The organism is Saccharothrix texasensis (assembly GCF_003752005.1).
GTDB lineage: Bacteria > Actinomycetota > Actinomycetes > Mycobacteriales > Pseudonocardiaceae > Actinosynnema > Actinosynnema texasense.
Genome location: NZ_RJKM01000001.1, coordinates 1,692,817 through 1,719,778, shown reverse-complemented (window position 1 = coordinate 1,719,778; position 26,962 = coordinate 1,692,817). Strand labels below are relative to the sequence as shown.

The following is a 26,962-nucleotide window of genomic DNA, read 5'->3' as shown; positions in this document are numbered from 1 at the left end:
GGGCCGGGATCACGGGACGAGGGCTAGGGAGGACCAGGGACATGAGCGAGGACAGGCGGCGGTGGCCGCTCTCCCCGGGGCAACTGGGGATCTGGTACGGCCAGCGGTTGAACCCCGACAACGTGTTCGTCATGTCGGAGTACCTGGAGATCCACGGCGCGGTGGACGTGGCGCTGTTCGAGGAGGCGTTGCGCCGCACCGTGCTGGAGGCCGAGACCGTCCAGGTCCGGTTCGCCGAGGACGCCGACGGCGTGTGGCAGTTCCTCGCCCCCGACCCGCACCTGCACTACTTCGACCACACCGACCGCGCCGACCCGGTGGGCGACGCGGTGGCGTGGATGGACGACGACCTGTACCGGCCGATGGACCTGGAACGGGGCCCGCTGTCGGTCGACGCCCTGTTCAAGGTCGACACCGACCGGTACCTGTACTACCAGCGCAACCACCACGTCATCGCCGACGGCGTGAGCGGGCGCATCTTCACCGACCGGCTCGCCACCGTCTACTCGGCGCTCGTCGCGGGCGAGGAGGTCCCGCCCGGCGCGTTCGCCACCCTCCAGCAGTACCTGGACGACGACGCCGCGTACCGCGCCTCGGACACCTACCGCCGCGACCAGGAGCACTGGCGGACCCGCCTCGCCGACCGGCCCGCGCCCGTCGGCCTCACCTCCGGCACCGCGCCCGCCAGCGCCCGCCCGGCCCGCGCCACCGCGCACGTCGACCCCGCGTTGATGGACCGGATGAAGGAGCTCACCCGGGCCAACGCGTCCACCTGGCCGATGGCGCTGACCGCCGCCACCGCCGTCTACCTGCACCTGGTCACGGGCGCGCGCACCACCCCCGTGGGCTTCCCCGTCATGGCGCGCAAGAGCAAGCTGCTGCGCGACACACCGGGCATGGTCAGCAACATCCTCGCGCTGTTCGTGGACCTCGGCCCGGAGTCCACGTTCGTCGACGTGCTGCGCCGCACCACCCTGGAAGCCCGCACCACGCTCAAGCACCAGCGGTACCGGCAGGAGGACGTGCTCCGCGACCTCGGCCTGGTGCGCGGCGCGGGCCAGCTCGCGAACGTCGTGGTCAACATCATGCCGTTCGACTACAACGTCACCTTCGGCGGACACCCCGTCACCGCGCACAACCTGTCCAACGGCGTCATCGACGACGTGGAGATCACCGCCTACGACCGGTCCGACGGCAACCCCGTGCGGATCGACCTGGACGGCAACGAGTTCCTCTACGCCGAGGACGAGGTGGCCGGGCACCTGGACCGGCTGCTGCGGCTGCTCGACCGGCTGCTGGCGCAGCCGGACGCGCCGCTGGCGACGTTCGACCTGCTCGACGCCGCCGAACGGGAGCAGGCGCTGGACGGGTGGAACCGCACCGACGCGCCGTTGGCCGACGCGGACGGCGTGGTGCGCCGGGTGCAGGACCACGCGCGCCGCACTCCTCACGCGGTGGCGGTGGTGGACGACGAGGGGCCGACCACCTACGCCGAGCTGGCCGGGCGCGCCGGTGCCCTGACCCGCCGGTTGTGGGACGCGGGCGTCGGGCGCGGTGACGTGGTCGCGCTGCCCACCGCGCCGGGCCGCGACTTCGTGGTGTCCGTGCTGGCGGTGTTCGGCGCGGGCGCGGCCTACGTGCCGGTGGACTCCGACGCGCCACTCGCCCGCGGCCGAGCGCTCCTGGCCGACAGCGGCGCACGGCTGGTCCTCGCCTCGCCCACCGTCGCCTCCTACGCCGCCGAGCTGGTCGCACCGGCGGCCGACCCCGACCAGGGCCAAGGCCTGTCCACTCCGGTCCCCGCTACCCCCACCTCGGCGCTCGGCCCGGAGAACCGCAGCGTTGCGGATCTTTCCGCAGTCGCCGTCCGCCGTGCCGGGCTGCTGGTGGTGCCCGACGAGATCGCGGACGAGTGGCCCGAGCCCGTCGGCGCGGGCGACGACCTGGCCTACGTGTTGTTCACCTCCGGGTCGACCGGCAAGCCGAAGGGCGCGATGGTCACCCACCGCGGCATGGTGAACCACCTGCTCGCCAAGGTCGAGGACTGCGCCCTGTCCGAAGTGGACACCGTGGTGCAGAACGCGCCGCTGACGTTCGACATCTCCATCTGGCAGATGCTCGCCCCGCTCGTCGCCGGCGGCACGGCCCGGGTCGTCGCCCGCGACCTCGCCGCCGACCCGCGCGCCCTGTTCGACCGGACCGACGCCGAACGCGTGGCCGTGCTGGAGGTCGTGCCGTCGCTGCTGCGCGCCGCGCTGGACCTGTGGGACGCCGACGGCGGGCGGCCCGCGCTGGCCGAGCTGCGCCTGCTCGTCGCCACGGGCGAGGCGCTGCCCGCCGACCTGTGCGCTCGCTGGCTCGACGCGTTCCCCGGCATCCCGCTGATGAACGCCTACGGCCCCACCGAGTGCGCCGACGACGTGACGCACGCGTTCATCACCTCGCACGACGACGTGGCCGACGGCGTGCCCATCGGCAGCGCGCTGCGCAACACCCGCCTGTACGTGCTGGACGACCGGCTGCGGCCGGTGCCCGTCGGCACGCCCGGCGAGCTGTACGTCGGCGGCGAGGGCGTCGGCCGGGGCTACCTCGGCGACCCGGGCCGCACCGGCGTGGTGTTCGTGCCCGACCCGTTCACCCCGCGCCCCGGCCGCCGCATGTACCGCACCGGCGACTACGTGGTGCGCCGCGCCGACGGGTCGTTGGTGTTCCTGGAGCGCCGCGACCACCAGGTGAAGGTGCGGGGCCACCGCATCGAGCTGGGTGAGGTCGAGGCCGTGCTCTCCGGCGGGGCCGACGCGGTCGCGGTCGTCGTGCGCGAGGACCGGCCCGGCGACAAGCGGCTCGTCGCGTACGTGACGCCCGCCGACGTGGACACGGCCGCGCTGCGGGCGACCGCCGAGGCCCGGCTGCCGGGGTACATGGTGCCGTCGGCGTTCGTCGGGCTGGCCGCGCTGCCGTTGACGCCCAACGGGAAGCTCGACCGGCACGCGCTGCCCGCGCCCGACACCGGCGCCACCGGCCGCGCGCCCCGGACGCCACTGGAGGAACTGCTGGTGGCCGTGTTCGCGGACGTGCTCGGTGTCGAGCGGGTCGGCGTCGACGAGGGGTTCTTCGACCTCGGCGGGCACTCGCTGCTCGCCACCCGGCTGATCAGCAAGGTCCGGGCCGCGCTCGGCGTGGAGCTGTCCCTGCGGTCGGTGTTCGACCACCCGACCCCGGCCGGGCTCGCGCTCGTCGTGGACGGCGCCGCGGTCGCCCGCTCCCGTCCCGTCGCCCGCCCGCGCCCGGACCTCGTGCCGCTGTCGTCCGCCCAACGCCGCCTGTGGTTCCTGCACGGCCTGGACGAGACCGGCGGCACCTACAACGTGCCGCTGCCGCTGCGCCTGACCGGACCGCTCGACCGCGCGGCGCTGCTGTCCGCCCTCGGTGACGTCGTGACGCGCCACGAGCCGCTGCGCACCCGCTACCCGGAGATCGGCGGCGAGCCCGTGCAGCAGGTGCTCGACGTGGCCGAGGCGCTGCGCCTGCTGCCGGAGCACGTGGAGACCGCGGCCGTCGCGGACCCGGCGCGGGAGATGACCGCCGCCACCGGGCACCGCTTCGACCTCGCGCACGGCCTGCCGTGGCGGCTCTGGCTGTTCGAGACGGCTCCCGACGAGCACGTGCTGCTGCTGGTCGTGCACCACATCGCCGCCGACGGCTGGTCGCTGGCGCCGTTGCTGCGCGACCTGGGCGCCGCCTACCGCGCCCGGCACGCGGGCGCCGCGCCGGAGTTCGCGCCGCTGCCCTTGCAGTACGCGGACTACGCGCTGTGGCAGCAGGACGCGCTCGGCGACGAGGACGACCCGGACGGCGCGTTCAGCCGCCAGGTGCGGTTCTGGCGCGACCGGCTCGCCGGCCTGCCCGAGGTGCTGGAGCTGCCCGCCGACCGGCCGCGACCGGACGTGCCGTCGCACCGGGGCGCCCGCGTCCCGCTGACCGTGGACGGCGAGGTGTACGGGCGGCTGGCCGAGATCGCGCGGGACACGCGCACAAGCGTGTTCATGGTGCTGCACGCGGCCGTGGCGGCGTTGTTGACGCGGTTGGGCGCGGGCACCGACATCCCGTTGGGGACGGCGGTGGCGGGTCGTTCCGACGAGGTGTTGGACGACCTGGTCGGGTTCTTCGTGAACACGTTGGTGCTGCGCACCGACACCTCCGGTGACCCGTCGTTCAAGGAGTTGTTGGAGCGGGTGCGGCAGACCGACCTGGCCGCGTTGGCGCACCAGGACGTGCCGTTCGAGCGGCTGGTGGAGGAGCTGAACCCGCGCCGCTCGCTGGCCCGGCACCCGCTGTTCCAAGTGATGCTCGTGCTCCAGAACACCCCGGACCCGGACGTCGGGCTGCCCGGCCTGGACGTCGCCGTGGCCGACCTGCGCACGGCCGTGGCCAAGTTCGACCTGTGGTTCGACCTGTACGAGACCCGGGACGACAGCGGCGCGGTGACCGGGGTCGCCGGGGCGCTGGAGTACGCGCTCGACCTGTTCGACGAGGCGACCGCGCGGCGCCTGGTGACCCGACTGGGCACGCTCCTCGCGGCCGTCGCCGCCGACCCCGCCACCTCGCTCGGGCGCCTCGACCTGCTCACCGCCGAGGAACGGCACGCCGAGCTGGTCACCTGGAACGACACCGCCCGCCACGTCGACGCCACGTCCCTGGCCGCCCTGTTCGAGGCGCGGGCCGCCGCCACGCCCGACGCGCTCGCCGTGGTGTCCGACACGGGCTCGTTCACCTACCGGCAGCTCGATGCCGAAGCCGACCGGTGGGCGCACCGGCTCGCCGCCGCCGGCGTCGACACCGAGACGCCGGTCGCGCTCCTGGTGGACCGGTCGCCCGCGCTGGTCGTCCTGGTCCTCGCGGTGCTCAAGGCCGGTGGCTACTACGTGCCGCTGCACGAGTCGTACCCGGTGGAGCGCCTGGACTTCGTGCTCGCCGACCTCGGCGCGCCCGTCCTGGTCACCGACCGGCCCGAGCTGCCGGCCGGGCTGACCGCGCCCGCGCACGTGGTGCGCACCGACGAGCAGCCGCCCGCCGCGGGCCCGCTGGGCCGGGCTACGCACCCCGACCAGCTCGCGTACGTCATGCACACGTCCGGCTCCACGGGCGTGCCCAAGGGCGTCGCCGTCACGCACGCGAACGTCGTGGAACTGGCCACCGACCGGCTGTTCACCACGCCCGCCCACGCCCGCGTGCTGCTGCACTCGTCGCACGCCTTCGACGCCGCCACCTACGAGCTGTGGGCGCCGCTGCTGTCCGGCGGCACGCTCGTCGTCGCGCCCCCCGGCGTGCTGGACATCGCCACGCTCGGCCGGGTCGTCGCCGAGCACCGCGTCACCGCCCTGTGGCTGACCGCCGGGCTGTTCCGGCTGGTCGCCGAGGAGGCGCCGACCTGCCTGGCGGGCGTGCGGGAGGTGTGGACCGGCGGCGACGTCGTGCCCGCCGGCGCGGTGGCCCGCGTCCGCGCGCACTGCCCGGACCTGACCGTGGTCGACGGCTACGGCCCGACCGAGACCACGACGTTCGCCACGCGCTTCGCGCTGCGGCCCGGCGACCCCGACCCGGAGGCCATGCCCATCGGCCTGCCGATGGACAACACGCGCGTGCACGTCCTCGACGCCGACCTCGGCCTCACGCCGCCCGGCGCGGTGGGTGAGCTGTACGTGGCGGGCACCGGTCTCGCGCGCGGCTACCTGGGCCGGGCGGGGCTGACCGCCGAGCGGTTCGTGCCCGACCCGTACGGGCCGCCCGGCGGGCGCATGTACCGCACCGGCGACCTCGTGCGCCGCCGGCCCGACGGCCGGTTGGCGTTCCACGGGCGGGCCGACGACCAGGTCAAGCTGCGGGGGTTCCGGATCGAGCCCGGCGAGGTCGAAGCCGTGCTGGCCCGGCACCCCGACGTGGCGCACGCCGTCGTCGCCGTGCGCGCCGACCACCGCGGTGAACGCCGCCTCGTGGCCTACGTGGTGCCCGGCGCGGGCGCGACCGCGGACCAGGCGGCGTTGCGCGCCCACGTCGCCGACGCGCTGCCCGCGTACATGGTGCCGTCGGTGGTGGTGGAGCTGGAGTCGTTGCCGCTCAACGGCAACGGCAAGGTCGACCGGCACGCCCTGCCCGCGCCCGCCACCGCCGCCACCGCGCCGTCCCGGGCGGCGCACGGCGTGGAGCAGGTGCTGTGCGGGCTGTTCGCCGACGTGCTCGGGGTGGCGTCGGTCGGCGTGGACGACGGGTTCTTCGACCTCGGCGGCCACTCGTTGCTCGCCATGCGGCTGATCAGCCGGGTGCGGGCGGTGCTGGGCGTGGAAGCCCCGATCCGGGCGGTGTTCGAGCACCCCACACCCGCCGGCCTGGCCCTCGCCCTGCACGACGCCGCGCCCGCCCGTGACCGGGTGACCCCGCGACCGCGGCCCGACGTGGTGCCGCTGTCCGCCGCCCAGCAGCGCCTGTGGTTCCTCGACCGGCTGGACGAGGCGGGCGGCATGTACTCCGTGCCGCTGGCCGTGCGGCTCACCGGCGCGTTGGACGACACCGCGCTGCTCACCGCCGTGACCGACGTGGTGGTGCGGCACGAGGTGCTGCGGACGGTGTTCCCCGAGGTCGACGGCGCGCCGCGGCAGGCGGTGCTGGACCCGGCGGCGGCCGCCGCGCTGCTCAGCGCCGCGACCAGGCGCGTCGACACCACCGAGGACGCGCTGACCGCCGAGCTGGCCGACGCGGTGCGGCACAAGTTCGCCCTGGCCGACGACCTGCCGGTGGCGGTCCGGCTGTACCGGCTCGCCGCCGACCACCACGTGCTGCTCCTGCTGCTGCACCACGTGGCCGCCGACGGCTGGTCGCTGGCGCCGTTGCTGCGCGACCTGGGCGTCGCCTACCGCGCCCGGCACGCGGGCGTCGCACCGGAGTTCGCGCCGCTGCCCGTGCAGTACGCGGACTACACGTTGTGGCAGCACGACGTGCTCGGCTCCGACGACGACGAGCGCAGCGCCCTGCGCGCTCAGCTCGACCACTGGCGCGCCCGGCTGGCCGGCCTGCCCGACGCGGTGGACCTGCCGACGGACCGGCCGCGGCCCGGCCGGCCGGAGAACGAAGGCGGCTCCGTGCCGCTGCGGCTGGACGCCTCCGTGCACGCCCGCGTGGCGCGCTTGGCCGCCGCGCACGGCGCGAGCCCGTTCATGGTGCTGCACGCCGCGCTGGCCGCGTTGCTGACCCGGTTGGGCGCGGGCGTCGACATCCCGGTCGGCACGCCGGTGGCCGGTCGGCGCGACGAGGCGTTGGACGACCTGGTCGGGTTCTTCGTCAACACGCTCGTGCTGCGGGTGGACACGTCGGGCGAGCCCGCGTTCGGCGAGCTGCTGGACCGGGTGCGCGACGCCGACCTGGCCGCGTTCGCGAACCAGGACGTGCCGTTCGACCGGCTGGTCGAGGAGCTGGCGCCACGCCGGTCGCTGGCCAGGCACCCGCTGTTCCAGGTGCTGCTGGTGCTGCAGAACAACGCCGACCCGGACCTGGACCTGCCGGGCGTGACGCCCGAGGTGGTGGACCTGCCCGCCGGGCCCGCCAAGTTCGACCTGTCGTTCACCCTGGCCGAGCGGCACTCCGACGGCGAGCCCGCGGGGCTGCACGGCGAGCTGGAGTACAGCCGGGACGTGTTCGACGAGGACACCGCGCTCCGGGTCGCGACCTGGTTCGCCCGGGTCCTGGACCAGGCCACGGCCGAGCCGTCGCGGCGCGTCGGCGAGCTGGACCTGCTCGCGCCCGGCGAGGCCGACCACCTGGCGCGTGGCGCGGCCGGACCGGTCGGCCCGGTGCCCGACCGAACCGCGTTCGCCGCGTTCGAGCGGTTCGCGGCGGCGCACGGCGACCGGCCGGCGCTGGTCGCCGGTGACGTCCGGCTCACCGCGGCCGAGGTGGAACGGCGGGCCAACCGGCTCGCGCACTCGTTGCTGCGCAAGGGCACGGCGGTCGGCGACGTGGTGGCCGTGGTGCTGCCGCGCTCGGTCGACACGGTCGTGGCGCTGCTGGCCGTGCTCAAGGCGGGCGCGGTCTACCTGCCGCTGGACCCGGACCACCCGGCGGAACGCCGGCGCGCCACCCTCGCCGACGCCCGCCCGGTCCTGGTCGTCGACGGCTCGGTCGCCGCCCACACCCTGCCGGACGTGCCGGACACCGCGCCCGCGGACGCCGACCGGACCCGGCCGTTGACGGCGCGTGACGCCGCCTACGTCATCTACACCTCCGGTTCCACCGGCCGGCCCAAGGGCGTCGTCGTGGAGCACGGCTCGTTGGCGAACCTGTTGCACCACCACGAAGAGCACGTGTTCACGCCCCTCACCCGCCGACTCGGCCGGGACCGGCTCCGGTCCGCGCTCACCGCGCCGGTCGCGTTCGACGCGTCGTGGGACCCGGTGCTGTGGCTGTTCGCCGGCCACGAGCTGCACGTCATCGGCGACGACGCCCGCCGTGACCCGGCCGCCCTGGTCGCCCACCTGCGCCGGGAGCGGATCGACGTCGTCGAGACCACGCCGTCCTACGTGGAGCACCTGGTCGCACACGGCTTGCTGGACGGCGACGAGCGGTTCCCGTCCGTCGTGCTGCTGGGCGGCGAGGCGGTGCCCGCGCACCTGTGGGAGGCCCTGCGCGGCACACCCGGGCTGGTGGCGCTCAACTTCTACGGGCCCACCGAGTCCACGGTGGACTCGATGATCGCCGACCTGGCCGACCACCCGACGCCGGTCATCGGCACGCCGGTGCTCAACAGCCGCGCGCACGTCCTCGACGCGTGGCTGCGGCCCGTGCCGGTCGGCGTGCCGGGCGAGCTGTACCTGTCCGGCCCGAACGTCGCCCGCGGCTACCTCGACCGGCCCGCGCTCACCGCGCACCGGTTCGTCGCGGACCCGTTCACCGGCGGCGGAGCGCGCATGTACCGCACCGGCGACCTCGCCCGCCGCCTGCCCGACGGGCACGTGGAGTTCCTCGGCCGGGTCGACAACCAGGTCAAGGTCCGCGGCTTCCGGGTCGAGCCCGGCGAGGTGGAGGCCGCGCTGCGCCGCCACGACGGCGTGGACGCGTGCGCCGTGCTGCTCCGCCCCGACCACGGCGGCACGCCCCGGCTCGTCGCCTACGTCACCGCGACACCCGGCGGGCAGCTGGACACCGCGGCCCTGAGGTCCGCGCTGCGCGCCGAGCTGCCCGACTACATGGTGCCCTCGGCGGTGGTGGTGCTGGACGCGCTGCCGTTGAGCCGCAACGGCAAGCTCGACCACGCCGAGCTGCCCGCGCCCGCCGCGCCGGAGCCTGCGCCGCGGACCGGCGGCACGCGCACCGCGCGGGAAGAGGCGCTGTGCGCGGTGTTCGCCGACGTGCTCGGCCTGCCCGACGTCGGCGTGGACGACAGCTTCTTCGACCTCGGCGGCGACAGCATCGGCTCCATCCAGCTCGTCAGCCGCGCGCGCCGGGCGGGCCTGGTGTTCACCCCGCGCGACGTGTTCGAGCGCAAGACCCCGGCCGAACTCGCCCTCGTGGCCGTGGAACCCGCCGACGCCCGCCTCGTGGCCGACCCGACCGGCAGCGGGCCCGCCGTCCTCACGCCGGTCGTGCGCTGGTTCCTCGACAGCGGCGGCACGCTCGACGGCTTCAACCAGGCCCAGCTCGTCGCCGTGCCGGCCGAACTGGGTCTGGACCGGCTGCTGGGCGCGCTCGACGCGCTGCTCGACCACCACGACGCCCTGCGCTCCCGCCTCGCCCGCGACGACGAGGGGGAGTGGGTCTACGAGATCGCCGACCCCGGCGCGGTGCGCGCGGCCGACGTCACCAGCCGCGTGGACGTGACCGGGCTGGACGACACCGCGCGGGCCGCCGCCGTCCGCGCCGAGGCCGACACCGCGTGGCGGGACCTCGACCCGGCACGCGGCCGGCTCGTGCGGGCGGTGTGGTTCGACGCGGGCCCGGCGCACCCCGGCGACCTGCTGCTGGTCGTGCACCACCTCGCGGTGGACGGCGTGTCGTGGCGCATCCTGCTGCCCGACCTCGCCCAGGCGTGGCACGCCCTCGCCGCGGGCCGCGACCCCGTGCTCGAACCGGTGTGGACGTCGTGGCGGCGCTGGTCGCACCTGCTGCACGACGCCGCGCACGACCCGGCGCGCGCCGACCAGCTCCCGTACTGGACCACCGTCCTGGACGGCCCGGACCCGCTGCTCGGCGCACGGCCCCTCGACCCGGCGCGCGACACCGTGGGCACCGCCCGCACCAGCGAAGTCGCCCTCACGGTCGAGGAGACCGCGCCGCTGCTCACGGAGGTGCCCGCCGCGTTCCACGCGGGCGTCGACGACGTGCTGCTGACCGCGCTCGCGCTGGCCGTGGGCCGGTGGCGGGAACGCCGGGGCCGGGGCGCGGAGACCTCCGTGCTGCTCCAGGTCGAGGGCCACGGCCGGGAGGACGTCGTGCCGGACGTGGAGCTGTCCCGCACGGTCGGCTGGTTCACCAGCGTGCACCCGGTGCGGCTGGACCCCGGCCGGGTCCCGTGGCCCGAGCTGCTGGCCGGCGGACCGGCCGCGGGCACGGCCCTCAAGCGGGTCAAGGAGCAGCTGCGCGAGCTGCCGGAGAAGGGCGTCGGCTACGGCCTGCTGCGCCACCTCAACGCCGACACGGCGGGCAAGCTCGCGGGCCTGGGCGCCCCTCAGGTGGCGTTCAACTACCTGGGCCGGGTCGACACCGCCGCGCCCGGCGGCGACCGGCTGTGGCTGCCCGCGCCCGGTTTCACCGCCCCGGTGGGCCACGACGACCTGCCGTTCGTGCACGCGATCGAGGTCACGGCCGTCACCGAGGACACCGCGGACGGCCCGCGCCTGGCCGCCACCCTCGCCTGGCCCGCGGACCTGCTCGCCGACACCGAGGCCGACGACCTCGGCGCGGCGTGGCGGCAGGCGCTGCGCGGGCTGGTCGAGCACGTCCGGGGCGCGGCGGCGGGCGGGCTCACCCCCTCCGACGTGGACCTGGTCCCGCTCAGCCAGGACGAGCTCGACCTGCTGGCGGACGACGAAGACGACGAAGACGACGAGAGCGAGGACTTGGACCGATGAGCAAGAAGTCCGCAGTCGAGGACGTCCTGCCGCTGTCGTCGTTGCAGGAGGGGTTCCTCTTCCACGCCCTCTACGACCGCGACGGCCTGGACGTCTACACCGTGCAGATGGCCACCGAGCTGACCGGCCCGGTGGACGTGCCCGCCCTCCGCGCCGCCGCCGACGCGCTGCTGCGCCGGCACGCGAACCTGCGCGTCGGGTTCCGCCACAAGGGCCTCGACCGGCCCGTGCAGGTGGTGCGCCGCGAGGTGCGCGCGCCGTGGCGCGAAGTCGACCTGACCGGCGTGGCCGACGCCGAGGCCGAGTACGCCGGGCTGGTCGACGAGGAACGCGCCCGCCGCTTCGACATGGCCCGCGCGCCGCTGCTGCGGTTCGTGCTCGTCGCGCTGCCCGGCCGGGTGCACCGGCTGCTGCTGACCATGCACCACATCCTGATGGACGGCTGGTCCACGCCGGTGTTCCTGGACGAGCTGTTCACCCTCTACGAGCACGCGGGCGACGACTCGTCCATGCCCCGCGTCACGCCCTACCGCGACTACCTGGGCTGGCTGAACCGCCAGGACGCGGCCGGCGCGCTGGCCGCCTACGACGACGTGCTGGCGGGCCTCGACGGGCCGACGCTCGTCGGCGCGGCGGCCGACAACGCCTCCGTGGTGCCCGAAGGCGTGCTGGTCGAACTGGACGACGAGCTGACCGACGCCCTCACCCGCACCTCGCGCGCCCGCGGCTGGACGATGAACACCCTCGCCCAGGGCGCGTGGGGCGTGGTGCTCGGCCGCTACCTCGGCCGCCGCGACGTGGTGTTCGGCGGCACGGTGTCCGGCCGGCCCGCCGAGCTGCCGGGCGTGGAGACGATGCTCGGCCTGTTCATCAACACGCTGCCGGTGCGCGTGTCGTGGACCGGCGGCCAGTCGCTGGGCGACCTGCTGGCCGCCGTGCAGGACCGGCAGGCCGGGCTGATCGCGCACCAGCACGTCGGCCTGGCCGACGTGCAGCGCCGCACCGGCCACGGCGAGCTGTTCGACACCACGATGGTGTTCGAGAACTACCCGGTCGACGTCGACACCGCGCCCGTGCTGGGCGGCGGCGTGCGGATCACCGACTTCCAGGCCCGCGACGCCACGCACTACCCGATCAGCCTCGTGGGCCTGCCCGGCGAGCGGCTGGCGTTCCGGCTGGACTTCCGGCCCGACGTGCTGGGCCGGGCGACCGTGGCGCGGATGGGGGAGTGGCTGCGGCTGGTGCTGCGCGCCATCGCCGCCGACCCCGACCGGCCGGTGGACGCCGTCGACCTGCTCGACGCGGACGAGCGGGACCGCATCCTGGTCGACTGGAACGACACCGACCACGCCGTGGAGCCGCTGCACCTGACCGCCCTGCTCGACCGGCAGGCCGCGGCCACGCCCGACGCGACCGCCGTCGTGCACGGGACCGACGTCCGCACCTACGCCGAGCTGCACGCCGACGCCAACCGCCTGGCCCGCCTGCTGGTCGAGCACGGCGCCGGCCCGGAAACCCTGGTGGCGGTGGCGCTCCCGCGCGGCACGAGCCTGGTGACGACGCTGCTCGCGGTGCTCAAGACCGGCGCGGGCTACCTGCCGCTCGACCCCGACCAGCCCGCCGAGCGGCTCGCCGACATGCTCGGCGAGACCCGGCCCGTGCGGCTGGTCACCGACGCCGTCCTCGCGCCCCGGCTCGCCGCGCTCCCCGTGCCGGCGCTGGTCCTGGACGAGCTGGAGCACGACACCCGGTCCGCCGAGCCGCTGACCGACGCCGACCGGCGCGCGCCGCTGCGGCTGGAGCACGCCGCGTACGTCATCTACACCTCAGGCTCCACCGGCCGCCCCAAGGGGACGCTGATCGAGCACCGCGCGGCGGTGAACTACCTCCAGTGGTCGGTCGACGCCTACCCGGCGGTGCGGTCCGGCGCGTTCCTGCACTCGCCCGTCACGTTCGACCTCACCGTCACCGGCCTGTACGCGCCGCTGATCTCCGGCGGCGCCGTGCACCTGGGCGACCTCGCCGACGACGGCATCGACCCGGCGAGCCCCACCGCGGCCGGTTTCGCGTACCTCAAGGGCACGCCCAGCCACCTGTCCGTGCTGGACGTCCTGCCGGACACCTACTCGCCGACCGCCGAGCTCGTCCTCGGCGGCGAGCCGCTGCCCGGCGCGCAGCTCGACGTGTGGCGCAAACGCCACCCGGGCGCACGCGTGGTCAACGAGTACGGCCCCACCGAGACCACCGTCGGCTGCACGTCGCTCGTGATCGAGCCGGACGACGAGATCCCGGCCGAGGTGCTGTCGCTGGGCCGGCCGCTGTGGAACACGCAGGCGTACGTGCTGGACGACGCGCTGCGCCCGGTGCCGCCCGGCGTGGTCGGCGAGCTGTACATCGCGGGCGCGAACCTGGCCCGCGGCTACGTCGCCCGACCCGGTCTGACCTCCGGCCGGTTCATCGCCAACCCCTACGGCCCGGCCGGGTCGCGCATGTACCGCACCGGCGACCTGGCCCGGTGGGGCGAGCACGGCGACCTGCTGTTCGCCGGCCGCGCCGACGACCAGGTCAAGATCCGCGGCTACCGGGTGGAGCTCGGCGAGATCGAGTCCGTGCTGTCGCGCCACCCCTCGACCGGCCCGGTCGGTGTGGTCGTGCGCGAGGACCAGCCCGGCGACCAGCGGCTGGTCGCCTACGTGGTGCCCGCCGAGGGCGGTGACTTCGACCCGGTCGCGCTGCACGCCCACGTCGCCGCCGCCGTGCCGGACTACATGGTGCCCTCGGCGTTCGTGCGGCTCGAGGCGTTGCCGCTGACCACGAACGGCAAGCTGGACCGCCGCGGCCTGCCCGCGCCGGACGTGGTCGGCGCCACCACCACGACCGGCCGCCCGCCGCGCAACTTCACCGAGGAAGTGCTGGTCGGCGTGTTCGCCACGGTCCTCAACCTGCCGTCGGTGGGCGTGGAGGACAGCTTCTTCGACCTGGGCGGCCACTCGCTGCTCGCCACCCGCCTGGTCAGCCGGGTCCGGTCGGTGCTGGACGTGGAGCTGTCCATCCGCTCGGTGTTCGAGGCGCCCACGCCCGCCGCGCTGGCCGTCCTCGCCGAACGCGCCCGGGGCACCCGCCACGACGTGGAGGTGGCGCCGCGCCCGGACGTGCTACCCCTGTCGCACGCCCAGCGCCGGCTCTGGTTCCTCGACCGCCTGGAGGAGGCGGCGGGCATGTACAACGTGCCGCTGCCGCTGCGCCTGACCGGGCGGTTGGACCGGGACGCGCTCACCGCGGCGTTCCGCGACGTCGTGGCCCGGCACGAGTCGCTGCGCACCACGTTCCCGGAGGTCGACGGCGAACCGCGCCAGCACGTGCTGCCCGCGCCCGTCCTGCCGGTCGCGCACGTCGAGGTGGACGAGGACGACCTGCCCGCGGCCATCGCCGACGCCCTGGGCCACCGGTTCGACCTGGCCGGCGAGATCCCCTGCCGGGTCTGGTTGTTCGAGCTGGCGCCCGACGAGCACGTCGTGCTGTTCCTGGTGCACCACATCGCGGGCGACGGCTGGTCGTTGACGCCGCTGCTGCGCGACCTCGGCGCGGCCTACCGCGCCCGGCTGGCCGGCTCGGCGCCGGACCTGCCTCCGTTGCCGCTGCAGTACGCGGACTACACGCTGTGGCAGCGCCGCGTGCTCGGCTCCGACGAGGACGAGGGCAGCGCGCTCGCCGCGCAGGTCGAGTTCTGGCGCACCCGGTTGGCCGGGCTGCCCGAGGTGCTGGAGCTGCCGACGGACCGGCCGCGGCCGGCGGTGGCCTCCTACCGGGGCGGCCGGGTGCCGTTCCGGCTGGACGTCGACACCCACACCAAGCTCGTCGCCCTCGCCCGGCAGACCCGCACGACCGTGTTCATGGTGCTCCAGGCCGCCGTGGCGGCGTTGTTGACGCGGTTGGGCGCGGGCACGGACATCCCGTTGGGGACGGCGGTGGCGGGTCGTTCCGACGAGGTGTTGGACGACCTGGTCGGGTTCTTCGTGAACACGTTGGTGCTGCGCACCGACACCTCCGGCGATCCGACGTTCAAGGAGTTGTTGGAGCGGGTGCGGCAGACCGACCTGGCCGCGTTGGCGCACCAGGACGTGCCGTTCGAGCGGCTGGTGGAGGTGCTCAACCCGCGCCGCTCGCTGGCCCGGCACCCGCTGTTCCAGGTGATGCTCGTGCTCCAGAACACGCCCGAGGCCGACCTCGACCTGCCGGACCTCGCCATCGACCTCGAAGAGGTGCCCGGCGGCGCGGCCAAGTTCGACCTGCTGCTCGACCTGCGCGAGACCCACGACCAGGCGGGACGGCCGGCCGGCGTGGAGGGCGACCTCGAGCACGCGCTGGACCTGTTCGACGCGCCGACGGCCCGGGTGCTCGCGCGGCGGCTCGTGCGGCTGCTGGAGACCGTCGTCGCCGACCCGGCGATCCGGCTCGGCGAGGTGGACGTCCTCGACCCCGCCGAACGCGACCGCGTGCTGCACACGTGGAACGACACCGCGCGGCCCGTGCCCGAGGTGTTCGTGGAGCAGCTCATCGCCCGGCAGGCGGGCCGCACGCCGGACGCGATCGCCGTCGTCGCCCCGGACGGCACCCTCACCTACGCCGAGCTGGACGCCCGCGCGGACCGGCTCGCCGCCCTGCTCGTGGCACGCGGCGTGCGGCCGGAGACGGTCGTCGCGGTGTCGTTGCCCCGCACGTCCGACGCCGTGGTCGCGCTGCTCGCGGTGCTGCGGGCGGGTGGCGCGTACGTGCCGCTGGACCCCGGGCACCCGGCCGAGCGGATCGCGTTCGTGCTCCAGGACACGCGCCCGGTGTGCGTGATCGCCGACGCCGGCGCCGCGGACCGGTTGGACGTGGCCGCCGACCGGCTCGTCCGGCTCGACGACCCGGCCGTCGCCGACCGCCTCACCCGGCCCGTCGCGCCGCCCACCCCCGCCGTGCACGGCGGGTCGCTCGCCTACGTCATCCACACCTCCGGCTCCACCGGCCGGCCCAAGGGCGTGGCCGTGACGCGGCGCGGCATGGCGAACCTCGTCGCCTGGGCCGCCGACCACTTCACCGCCGACGAGCTGTCCTCGGTGCTGCTGTCCACCTCGCTGAACTTCGACGTGTCCGTCTTCGAGCTGTTCACGCCGCTCACCGCGGGCGGCCGGGTCGAGGTCGTGGAGAACCTGACCACCCTCGTGGAGCGCGGCGGTTGGACCGGCGGCCTGGTCAGCGGCGTGCCGTCGGTGTTCGCCCAGGTCCTCGCGGCCGGGGTGGAGCTGGACGCGCGGGCCGTCGTGCTCGCCGGCGAAGGGCTGCCCGCGAGCGTCTACAACGACGTGCGCGCCGCCCTGCCCGCCGCCCGGATCGACAACATCTACGGCCCCACCGAGGCCACCGTCTACACCCTCCAGTGGGGTTCCACCACGCCCGGACCGCTCGACGGCCCCGCGCCGACCGGCCGTCCACTGTGGAACACCCGGGCGTACGTGCTCGACGCCGCCCTGCGGCCCGTGCCGCCCGGCACGCCCGGCGAGCTGTACCTGGCCGGGGAGAGCCTGGCCCGGGGCTACGTCGGGCGCGCCGCGCTGACCGCCGAGCGGTTCGTAGCCGACCCGTTCGGCCGGGGCGGGCGGCTCTACCGCACCGGCGACCTCGTGCGCTGGGGCGCGACCGGCCAGCTGGAGTACCTGGGCCGCTCCGACGACCAGGTGAAGCTGCGCGGCTTCCGCATCGAGCTCGGCGAGGTCGAGGCCGCGCTCGCCCGGCACGCCGACGTGGACCGCGCCGCCGTCGTGGTCCGCGAGGACCGGCCGGGGGACAAGCGGCTCGTCGGGTACGTCGTGCCCGGCCGGCCCCTCGACCCGGCCGCCGTGCTCGACACCGCGCGCGCGGCCCTGCCCGCGTACATGGTGCCCGCCGCGCTCGTCGTGCTCGACGCGTTCCCCCTCAACGCCAACGGCAAGCTCGACCGCCGCGCCCTGCCCGCGCCGGACGCCGCCGTGATCGGCGACGCCGCGCCGCGCACCCCGGCCGAAGAGGTGCTGTGCGCGGTGTTCGCCGACGTGCTCGGCCTGGACCGGGTCGGCGTGGACGACGGGTTCTTCGACCTGGGCGGCCACTCGCTGCTCGCCACCCGCCTGGTCAGCCAGGTGCGTGCGGCGATGGGCGTGGAACTGCCGCTGCGCGCGGTGTTCGAGGCGCCGACGCCCGCGCTGCTGGCCGCCCGCGCCACCGCCGCGGGAGCCGCCCGCCGGGGCGTCACCCGCGCCGACCGGCCCGAGGTGGTGCCGCTGTCGTTCGCCCAGCGCCGGCTGTGGTTCCTCGACCGGCTGGAGGACGCCAACGGGATGTACAACATCCCGATCGCGCTGCGGCTGTCCGGCGACCTGGACGTGACCGCGCTGCGCGCCGCGCTCGGCGACGTGCTGGCCCGCCACGAGTCGCTGCGCACCGTCTTCCCGGACGCCGACGGCACGCCGCGCCAGCTCGTGGTGCCCGCACCCGAGGCCGACGAGATGCTGACCCGGGCGTTCAGCGTGCGCACCACCGACGCGAGCGTGCTGCGGGAACGCCTGGACGACGCGGCGGCGTGCACCTTCGACCTGTCCCGCGAGCTGCCGCTCAAGGCGTGGCTGTTCGAGCTGTCGCCCTCGGAGCACGTGCTGCTGCTGGTGCTGCACCACATCGCGGGCGACGGCTGGTCCTTCACACCCCTGACCCGCGACCTCGGCCACGCCTACCGCGCACGCCTCGCCGGCCACGCCCCGCGGCTGCCGGAACTGCCCGTCCAGTACGCGGACTACGCGTTGTGGCAGGCCGACGTGCTCGGCGAGGACGGCGACCCCGACTCGGCGGGCACGGCGCAGCTGGAGTTCTGGCGGCGGCAGCTCGACGGCGTCCCCGACGCCCTGGAGCTGCCCGCCGACCGGCGGCGGCCCGCCGTCGCCTCCCACCGCGGCGGCCTCGTCCGGTGGCACGTCGACGCCGACCTGCACGCCGACCTGCTAGCCCTGGCCCGCCGGTCCGGCGCCAGCCTGTTCATGGTGCTCCAGGCGGCGATCTCGGCGATGCTGACCCGGTTGGGCGCGGGCGAGGACGTGGTCCTCGGCACGGCCGTCGCGGGCCGCACGGACGCCGCGCTGGAAGACCTGGTCGGCTTCTTCGTCAACACGCTCGTGCTGCGCACCGACACCTCCGGCGACCCGGCGTTCACCGAGCTGCTCGGCCGGGTCCGGCAGACCGACCTGGCCGCGTTCGCGCACCAGGACCTGCCGTTCGACCGGCTCGTGGACGCGCTCAACCCCGAGCGGTCCGTGGCGCGGCACCCGTTGTTCCAGGTGATGCTCGTGCTGCAGAACGCTCCGGAGCCCGACCTGGAGCTGCCCGGCCTGAGCCTGGACCTGGTGGACCTCGGCGAGGGCCCGGCGAAGTTCGACCTGTCGTTCGACCTGGGCGAGACCCACCGCGACGGCCTGCCCGCCGGCCTGGAGGGCACCATCCAGTTCGCCGCCGACCTGTTCGACCGCGCCACCGCCGAAGCCCTCGGCGCGCGCCTCACGCGCGTCCTGCGCGCCGTCGCCGCCGACGCCGCCACCCCGGTGAGCGCCCTGCCGGTGCTCGGCGAGGGCGAACGCGGCATCGTGCTGGACGTGTGGGGCCGCAACCCCTCCCACCGGGAGCGCGGCACGGTCGTCGGCCGCTTCCGCGCCCAGGTCGCCAAGGCGCCGGACGCGGTGGCCCTGGTCGACGGCGACCGGGAGCTGACCTACGCGGAGGTGGACGCCCGCGCCCGCGCGCTCGCCGTCCACCTGCTCGGGCACGGCGTGCGCGCCGAGACCCGGGTGGCCGTGCTCGCCCGGCGCACCGCCGAGCGGACCGTCGCCACCCTGGCCACGCTCTACGCGGGCGGCGCGTACGTGCCGCTGCACGACGGCAACCCCGTGGAGCGGCACAACCTGATCCTGGCCGACACCTCGGCCGCGGTCCTGCTCACCGACCGCGCCGACCTGCCCGCGGGCCTGGCCGCGCCGGCGCACGTCCTGGACCTCACGGCCGGGCTGCCGCCCGCGCACGACGCGGAGCTGCCGACGCCGCACCCGGACCAGCTGGCGTACGTCATCCACACGTCCGGCTCGACGGGCGTGCCGAAGGGCGCGGCCGTCACCCACGCCAACGTGGTGGAGCTGGCCACCGACTCGATCTTCACCACCGGCGCGCACCACCGCGTCCTCGTCCACTCCTCCTACGCCTTCGACGCGAGTACGTACGAGATGTGGGTGCCGCTGCTCAACGGCGGCACGTCGATCGTCGACTCGCCGGACGAGGTGGACCTCGCGGGCCTGGCCGCCGCGATCCGCCGGCACGACGTGACCGCCCTGTGGATCACCGCCGGCCTGTTCCGGCTCGTCGCGCAGGAGGCGCCGGAGACGTTCGCGCCCCTGCGGGAGGTGTGGACCGGCGGCGACGTGGTCTCCGAGCACGCCGTGGCCGCCGTGCGCCGGGCGTGCCCGGACCTGGTGCTGGTCAACGGCTACGGCCCCACCGAGACCACCACGTTCGCCTCGCGGCACGCGGTGCTGCCCGGCGACGTGGCCGCGAGCCCGCTGCCGATCGGCGCCCCCATGGCGGGCACCGCGCTGCGCGTGCTGGACCACCGGCTCCAGCCCGTGCCGCCGGGCGTGACGGGCGAGCTGTACGTGGCGGGCGGCAAGCTGGCCCGCGGCTACCTGGCCCGGCCGGGGCTCACCGCCGAGCGGTTCGTGCCCGACCCGCACGGCGCGCCCGGCGACCGCGCGTACCGCACCGGCGACCTGGCCCGCTGGTCCCGCGACGGCAGGCTGGAGTTCGTCGGCCGCACCGACGGCCAGGTGAAGCTGCGCGGCTTCCGGATCGAGCCGGGCGAGGTCGAGGCCGCGCTCACCGGGCGGGCGGGCGTCACCGGCGCGGCCGTCGTGGTCCGCGAGGACCGGCCCGGCGAACGCCGACTCGTCGCCTACCTCGTGGGCGACGACGTGGACGTGGCGCAGGCGCGGGCCGTCGCCGCCGCCGCGCTGCCGGACTACTCGGTGCCGTCGGCGTTCGTGGTGCTGCCGGAGCTGCCGCTGACCGTCAACGGCAAGGTCGACCGCCGCGCCCTGCCCGCGCCGCACCGGGAGGCCACGCCGGTCGCCGTGCCGCGCACGGCCGTGGAGGAGGCCCTGGCGGGTGTCTTCGCCGACGTGCTCGGCGTCGAGCGGGTCGGCGTGGACGACGGGTTCTTCGACCTGGGCGGCGACAGCATCATGTCGATCCAGCTCGTCAGCCGCGCCCGCACGGCCGGGTGGGTGTTCACCCCGCGCGACGTGTTCGAGCTGAAGACCGTCCGCCGCCTCGCCGACGCGGCCGCGCCGGTGGCCGAGCAGGACGACGACGTGGCTGACCGCGACGGCGTGGGCGAGGTGCCGCTGACGCCGATCGTGGAGTGGCTGCGCGCCGGCGGCGGCCCGGTCGACGGGTTCAACCAGTCGCACGTGGTCGCCACCCCCGCCGGGCTCACCGCCGGGCACCTGGTGGACGCGCTGGCCGCCGTGCTGGAGCACCACGACGCCCTGCGCACCCGGCTGCGCCGCGACGACGACGGCGGCTGGGCGCTGGAAGTCCTGCCGCACGGCGCGGTGCGGGCCGAGGAGCACGTGGCCCGCGTGGACGTCGCCGGCCTGACCGAGGGCGACCTGGCGGCCGTGGTCACCGAGCACACCGAGGCCGCCCGCCGCGCGCTGCGGCCCGACGACGCGGTGATGGTGCGCCTGGTGTGGTTCGACGCCGGGCCCGACGCGCCCGGCCGGCTGCTCGTCCTGGCGCACCACCTGGTCGTGGACGGCGTGTCGTGGCGCATCCTGCTGCCCGACCTCGCCACCGCCGCGACCGCCGCCCGGCTCGGCGTCCCGCCCGAGCTGCCGCCGGTACGCACGTCGTGGCGGCGCTGGGCCGCCCGCCTCGCCGAGGCGGCGACCGAACCGCGGTGGGCCGGTCAGCTGCCGCACTGGCTCGCCACCGCCGACACCGCCCAGCCCGCCCTCGCCGCCCGCCCGCTCGACCCGCGCCGCGACACCCTCGCCACGGCGCGCACTGCGGTGGTCGAGGTCGACCCGGACGTGACCACGGCGTTGCTGACCACCGCCCCCGCCGCGTTCCGCGTCAGCGTGGACGACGTGCTGCTCACCGGCTTCGGCCTGGCCGTGCGGGAGTGGCTGGCCCGGCGCGGCGAACGGCTGCCCGACGGGCTGCTGGTGGACCGCGAGGGCCACGGCAGGCACGAGGACGCCGTCGCGCCCGGCCTGGACCTGTCCCGCACGGTCGGCTGGTTCACCAACCTCTACCCGGTGCGGGTGGACGTGCCGCCGCTGCGGTGGGACGACGTGCTCGCGGCCGGCGAGCCCGTCGGCACGGCGCTCAAGCAGGTCAAGGAAGGGCTGCGCGCGGTGCCCGACCACGGCCTCGGCTACGGCCTGCTGCGCCACCTGAACCCGGACACCGCGGGCAAGCTCGCCGCCTGCCCGGCGCCGCAGATCGGGTTCAACTACCTGGGCCGCACGAGCGTCGGCGCGACCGGCCGCGACTGGACCCCGTTGACCGACGCCGGCGGCGCGGTCGGCGACGACGGCCTGCCGTTCGCCCACGTGCTGGAGGTCAACGCCTTCACCGAGGACGGCGCGGACGGGCCGCGCCTCGTCGCCGCCCTGTCGTGGCCCGCGGCCCTGCTCGACGAACCGGACGTGGCCGCGCTCGGCGGGCTGTGGCGCGACGCCCTGGCCGCGCTCGCCGCGCACGCCCGCGACCCGCGCGCCAGCGGCCTCACGCCCTCCGACGTGGCGCTGGTCCCCCTGTCGCAGAAGAACATCGACCACCTGGAGGCCATGATGAGGAAGGCAGGGCGATCATGAGTGGACCACGCCTGAGCGCCGCACCGCGCATCGAGGACATCCTCCCGCTGGCCCCGTTGCAGCAGGGCCTGCTGTTCCACGCCCTGCACGACACCGACGGCCTCGACTTCTACACCGTGCAGGTGGCCGTCGACCTCTACGGCGAGCTCGGCGTGGACGCGCTGCGCGACGCCGTGGAGGCGTTGGTGCGGCGGCACGCCGGCCTCCGGTCGGTGTTCGTCCACGAAGGGCTCGACCAGCCCGTGCAGGTCGTGCTCGACCACGTCGAGGTGCCGTGGGAGGTGGTGGACTGCTCGGCGATGTCCGTCGCCGAGGCGGAGGCCCGGTTCGAGGAGCGCTACGACGCCGACCGGCTGCGCCGCTTCGCGCTGCACGAGGACGTGCCGCTGCGGTGCGTGCTGTTCCGGATGCCGTTCAAGGACTTCCGGCTCGCCGTCACCGTGCACCACATCGTGGTCGACGGCTGGTCGCTGCCCGTGCTGCTGGACGAGCTGTTCGAGCTGTACGACCGGCACGGCGACGAGAGGGGCATGGCGCCCGTCGCCCCGTACCGCGAGTACCTGGCCTGGCTCGACGCACGCGACCACGAGGTGTCCCGCAAGGCGTGGGACGCGGTGCTGCACGACGTCGCCGGGCCCACGCTGGTCGGCGGCCCGGGACGGCCGGGCGAGCAGGCGCCGCCCGCGCAGCTGAGGGCGAAGCTCGGCGAGGAGCTGACCGGCCGGCTGGCCGAGCTGGCCCGTGAGCGCGGCTGGACGGTCAACACCGTCGTGCAGGCCGCGTGGGGCCTCACCCTCGGCCTGCACACCGGCCGCACCGACGTGGTGTTCGGCGGCACGGTGTCCGGCCGCCCACCGGAGCTGCCGGGCGTGGAGCGGATGATCGGCCTGTTCATCAACACGCTGCCGGTGCGGGTGCGCTGGTCGCCCGACGACACCGCCGCCGACCTGCTCGACGCGCTCCAGTCGCAGCAGACCGGCCTGCTGGAGCACCAGCACGTCAACCTCGCCGACCTGCAGGGCCGGGTCGGTCGCGGACCGCTGTTCGACACGACCCTGGTGTTCGAGAACTACCCGGCCGGCGACGAGGACAACACCGAGTTGGCCGGCGGCGCGTTCCTCATCGACGTGGAGGCCCGCGACGCCACGCACTACCCGGTGACGCTGATCGGCGTGCCCGGTCCGAACCTGGCGTTCCGGCTGGACCACCGGCCCGACCTGGTGGACGCCGCCACCGCCCGCCGGCTGGCGGACTGGCTGCTGAGCACCCTGACCGACCTGGTCGAGCACCCGGACCGGCCGCTGGGCGCGGGCACGCCGCTGACCGACGCCGACCGCGACCGCGTGCTGCACGCGTGGAACGACACCGCGACCCCCGTCGAGGACGTCACGCTCACCGACCTGCTTGACCGGCAGGCGGCCTCCTCTCCGCACGCCACCGCGATCCTCGACCAGGACCGCGTGCTGGACTACGGCGAGCTGCACGAGTCCGCCGACCGCCTGGCCCGCCGGCTCGTCGCCGCGGGCGCGGGGCCCGACGCGGTGGTGGCCGTGTCCCTGCCGCGCTCGGCCGGCCTGGTGGTGGCGCTGCTGGCGGTGCTGAAGTCCGGCGCGGCCTACCTGCCGCTGGACACCGACCTGCCCGCCCGGCGGCGTGCCGTGCTGCTGGCCGGGGCACGGCCGGTGTGCGTGCTGACGGACGACGCGGCGGCGTTCGACGGCCTGCCGGTGGTGGCGGTGCACGGCGACGACGCGCCGGACGTGACGGTCCGCCGGGCCTCGCCCGACGACCTGGCGTACGTCATCCACACCTCCGGCTCCACGGGCACCCCCAAGGGGGTCGGCGTGCCGCACCGGGGCATCGTGAACCGCCTGCTGTGGATGCAGGACCGCTACCGGCTCACCCCCGACGACCGCGTGCTGCTCAAGACGCCGTGCACGTTCGACGTGTCGGTGTGGGAGTTCTTCTGGCCGCTGATCACGGGCGCGGCCATCGTGGTGACCAAGCCGGACGGCCACCGCGACCCGGCCCACCTGGCGCGGGTGATCAACGACCACGGCGTCACCACCGCCCACTTCGTGCCGTCCATGTTGGACGCCTTCCTGGTGGACCCGGTGGCGTGCCCGACCTTGCGGCGGGTGGTGTGCAGCGGCGAAGCGCTCCTGCCCGCCACCCGGGACCGGTTCCTGGCCGCGTACTCCGCCGAGCTGCACAACCTCTACGGCCCCACCGAGGCGTCGGTCGACGTCACGTCGTGGCAGTGCGACGCCGGCGACCCGCGCGTGCCCATCGGCAGGCCCGTCTGGAACACCCGCGCGTACGTGCTGGACGCCCGCCTCGCGCCCGTGCCGCCCGGTGCGCCGGGTGAGCTGTACCTGGCGGGCGTGCAACTGGCGCGCGGCTACCTCGGCCGTCCCGGCGTCACCGCGACGCGGTTCGTCGCCGACCCGCACGGCCCGGCTGGTTCGCGGCTGTACCGCACCGGCGACCTGGCGCGCTGGGACGACGACGGCGCGCTCGTGTACCTGGGTCGCGCCGACGACCAGGTGAAGCTCAGGGGCGTCCGGGTCGAGCTGGGCGAGGTGGAGGCCGCCGTGGCGCGGTGCGCCGGGGTCGCGCACGCGGCCGTCGCGGTGCGCGAGGACGTGCCCGGCGACCAGCGGCTGGCCGCCTACTACGTGCCCGAGCCCGGCGCCTCGCCGGACCCGGACGCGGTGCGCGGGCACGTGGCCGCCGACCTGCCCGCGCACCTCGTGCCCGGCACGTTCACCGAGCTGGCTGAGCTGCCGCTCAACGCCAACGGCAAGCTCGACCGCCGGGCCCTGCCCGCGCCCCGGGGCGCCGCCGCCGCGGGACGCGCGCCGCGCACCCTCGTCGAGGACCTGCTGTGCCGCATGTTCGCGGAGGTGCTGCGGGTGGACTCGGTCGACCCGGACCGCGGGTTCTTCGCGGCCGGCGGCCACTCGCTGCTCGCCGTGACGCTGGCCGACCGGGTCCGGTCCCGCTTCGACGCGGACGTGACCGTGCGGACGTTGTTCGAGTCGCCCAGCCCGGCCGAACTGGCCCGCCGCCTCGACGGTGACCCGGCCGCGACCGGCGTGGACGCGCTGGGCGCGCTGCTGCCGCTGCGGGCGGGCGGTGACGCGCCGCCGCTGTTCTGCCTGCCCCCGGCGTCCGGGCTGAGCTGGTGCTACACCGGGCTGCTCGGCGCGCTCGACCCGGACGTGCCGCTCTACGGCCTCCAAGCCGACCTGACGGGGGCCGACCCCGGCACGATCGGCGACCAGGCCGCCCGGTTCGCGGACCACATCCGCTCGGTCGCGCCCCACGGCCCGTACCGGCTGCTGGGCTGGTCGATGGGCGGGCACCTGGCCCACGAGGTCGCCGTCCGCCTCCAGGAGGCCGGCGAGACCGTGGACCTGCTGGCCGTGCTCGACTCCTACCCCCGCGTCGGCACGACACCGCTGAGCACCGCGGAGGTCTTCGCCGACGCGTTCGCCGGCACCGGCCTGAGCCCCGAGGACCTCGCCACGCCCGAAGGCCACGCCCGCGCCGTCGCCGTGGTGCGCGCCGAGCTCGGCGGCTACGAGCAGACCACCGAGGACCTCGCCCGCGCCGTGCTCGACGCCTACCTCGCCAACGGCCGCGCCCTGTCCGCGCACACCCCGCGCCGCTTCGACGGCGACCTGCTGTTCTTCCGCGCCACCGACGCCGCCGACCACCCGGAACGCGACCCGGGCCGGTGGGCGCCGCACGTCACCGGCGCCATCCGCGTGCACGACGTGCCCGCACCCCACGAAGAGATGACTCGTCAAGACGTCCTTGACGAGGTCGCCGCGGCGGTCGACGCCGCCGTGGCGACGCCGCGACCCGAAGGAGACCCGCGATGAGCACCAACCCGTTCGAGGACGAGAACGGCACCTACTTCGTGCTGGTCAACGACGAGGGCCAGCACTCCCTCTGGCCGCACTTCATCCCCGTCCCCGACGGCTGGCGCGTGGTGTTCGGCGAGGCGGGCCGCCAGGAGTGCCTGGACCACGTCGAGGCGAACTGGACCGACATGCGCCCCAAGAGCCTCGTCGACGCCATGGGCGCCTGAGCAGACCCGTCTACGACAAGGAGGTGCGCATGGCGGCCACGACCACCGCCGACCGCTGGCTGCGCACGCGCACGCCCCGGCCGTCGGCCGCGACCACCCTCGTGTGCCTGCCGCACGCGGGCGGATCGGCGAGCTACTACCGCGACTGGGGCGCGCGGCTGCCCGCGTCGGTCGAGGTGCGCGTCGTGCAGTACCCCGGCCGGGAGGAACGCCTCGTCGACGAGCCGGTCGACGACATGGCGGCGATGGCCGACGTGCTCGCCGACGTCCTCGCGCCGCTGTCCGACCGGCCCGTCGTGCTGTTCGGCCACAGCATGGGCGCGGCCATCGGCTACGAGGTGACCCGGCGGTGCGAGCAGCGCGGCCACCCGCCCGCGCTGCTCGTGGCCTCCGGGTTCACCGCCCCGCACCGCCGCACGCCCCAAGACCTGCACACCCGGGACGACGACGCGCTCGTCGCCGAGATCAGCCGGGTGTCCGGCGCCGACGCCGCCGCGCTGGCGAGCCCCGACCTGCGCGAGCTGCTGCTGCCGATGATCCGCGCCGACTACCGGCTCATCGAGCGGTACGCGCCCACCGCGCCGGACCCCGTGGCCACGCCGCTCGTGGTCTACCGGGGCGACGCCGACCCGGACGTCGACGCCGCCGGCGGCGAGGCGTGGCGCGACCTCGCGGCGTCCGGCGAGCTGCGCGAGCACCGCGCGTTCGACGGCGGCCACTTCTACTTCCGGCACGACCCGACCGCCCTGCTCGGGGCGATCTCCGCGCACCTCGGGCGGGTCCGCCCGGTGACGACTCACTGAGGGTGAGGG

Annotated in this window: 5 protein-coding genes; all 5 read left to right on the top strand. The window is 75.6% G+C overall.

The window, feature by feature from the left end; genetic code table 11:
• Positions 1 to 41: 41 nt before the first annotated feature.
• From EDD40_RS06280 to EDD40_RS06260, 5 genes are read left to right on the top strand one after another with little or no spacing between them, the layout of a single operon-like run.
• Entirely contained in the window at positions 42 to 11,117 is an 11,076-nt protein-coding gene (locus tag EDD40_RS06280) for a non-ribosomal peptide synthetase (protein ID WP_123742042.1), read from the top strand.
• Positions 11,114 to 22,051: a non-ribosomal peptide synthetase gene (locus EDD40_RS06275; protein ID WP_123742041.1), complete on the top strand. Its 10,938-nt coding sequence runs from the start codon at positions 11,114 to 11,116 to the stop codon at positions 22,049 to 22,051. Before EDD40_RS06280 ends, EDD40_RS06275 begins: the two co-directional genes overlap by 4 nt.
• Positions 22,048 to 25,941, top strand: a complete 3,894-nt coding sequence (locus EDD40_RS06270) for a non-ribosomal peptide synthetase (RefSeq protein WP_123742040.1) — start codon at positions 22,048 to 22,050, stop codon at positions 25,939 to 25,941. Before EDD40_RS06275 ends, EDD40_RS06270 begins: the two co-directional genes overlap by 4 nt.
• Entirely contained in the window at positions 25,938 to 26,150 is a 213-nt protein-coding gene (locus EDD40_RS06265; RefSeq protein WP_123742039.1) for an MbtH family protein, read from the top strand. The genes EDD40_RS06270 and EDD40_RS06265 overlap by 4 nt, the downstream gene beginning before the upstream one ends.
• A gap of 29 nt (positions 26,151 to 26,179) precedes the next feature.
• Positions 26,180 to 26,953, top strand: coding sequence for a thioesterase II family protein (locus EDD40_RS06260; protein WP_123742038.1), 774 nt, complete (start codon positions 26,180 to 26,182; stop codon positions 26,951 to 26,953).
• Positions 26,954 to 26,962: the final 9 nt, after the last annotated feature.